The 1217-nt window shown below is 72.5% G+C and carries 2 protein-coding genes; one reads left to right on the top strand and one right to left on the bottom strand.

The features are described 5' to 3' along the window. A partial coding sequence (locus tag C1I93_RS30565; protein WP_181445393.1) for a cellulose binding domain-containing protein occupies positions 1–310 on the top strand: 310 nt, incomplete at its 5' end. Here C1I93_RS30565 and C1I93_RS30560 read toward each other — a convergent pair. Continuing rightward, on the bottom strand, positions 291–1217 hold a 927-nt coding region (locus tag C1I93_RS30560; RefSeq protein ID WP_111246693.1), incomplete at its 5' end, for a 3-methyladenine DNA glycosylase. The genes C1I93_RS30565 and C1I93_RS30560 overlap by 20 nt on opposite strands.

The raw sequence follows: 1217 nt of genomic DNA, 5'->3' as shown, positions 1-1217 counted from the left end.
AGATGTGTATAAGGGACAGGCGACGTACCGGCTGGCCGGCCAGTGGCAGGGCGGATTCCAGGCCGAGGTGACCGTGCGCAACGACGGTGGCACCGCCACGGCCGGTTGGGTGGTACGGCTCGACTTCACCGACGGTCAACGGATCACGCAGGCATGGAACGCCGAGGTGACGCAGAGCGGCGTGACGGCCACCGCCCGCAACGTCGGGTGGAACGGCGCGCTGACTCCCGGCGCGCAGACCACCTTCGGTTTCCTGGGCAGCGCCGGCAGCACCAACACCGCCCCGGCGGTCAGCTGCTCCCGGTCCTGACCGGCGCGGTAGGCGCCCGCCCGGCATCCACCTCCGCCGACCCGAGCACCGCCGCGCAAACCTTGATCAACCGGGTGCGTAGCTCGCCGGCGCGATGCGAGAACTCGCGCTGGCGAGCCACGTACTCCGCCTTGCCCTCCGGCGTCTCGATGGCCACCGCCGGCTGCCCGTACGAGGACAGGTCGTACGGCGATGCCTGCATGTCGAGCAGCCGGATGTCCCGCGCCAGCTCGAAACAGTCGAGGGCCAGCTCACCCGGGACCGCAGGGCCCAGCTTGGTCGCCCACTTGTGGCAGTCCATCGCGGCGTGCAGGCAGCCTGGCTGGTCGAGTTCCACCTGGCTCTCCCGCGTCGGTCGGACCCGGTTGAGGTGCACCGCGTCCGGGGTGAAGAACCGGAACGCGTCGAAGTGGGTGCAACGGATCGGGTGCGACTCGACCACCGCGTCGGTGCCCGCCTGCCCGAGCCGCAGAGGAAGGGGATGGCGGTGTTCCCGCTGGCGGTACACCATCGCCCACTCGTGCAGGCCGAAGCAGCCGGTGAAAGCCGGCCGGGACGCGATCGCGGACAGCAGGCGGTGGATGAAACGCACCGAGTCGGCCCGGTCGGCGAGGAACGCCGCCGCGTCGAAGCCGACCAGCCCGTCGGCGTCGGTGGCGTACCACCGCCACTGCCGGTGCGGCGCGGGGCCGTCCGGTGCGGGCACCAGGGCGGCCCCCACCCCGGGATGCCAGCGACGCAGCGCCGACGGCCTGGTGCCGTAGTAGTCGTAGAGGAAGTCGTCGATCGCGTGGCGCTCCCCGGTGGCCCGGCGGGCACGGTGTGCCGCGGTCAGCGAATCGGCGCGTTCCTCGTGCGCCGCCAGGAGGGCACGCCAGCGCGCCGCGGGAACGCCGGCCGTCGGCGG

Source organism: Micromonospora endophytica, assembly GCF_003236305.1.
In the GTDB taxonomy this organism is placed as follows: domain Bacteria; phylum Actinomycetota; class Actinomycetes; order Mycobacteriales; family Micromonosporaceae; genus Micromonospora; species Micromonospora endophytica.
This window is presented reverse-complemented; position numbering and strand designations above follow the sequence as displayed.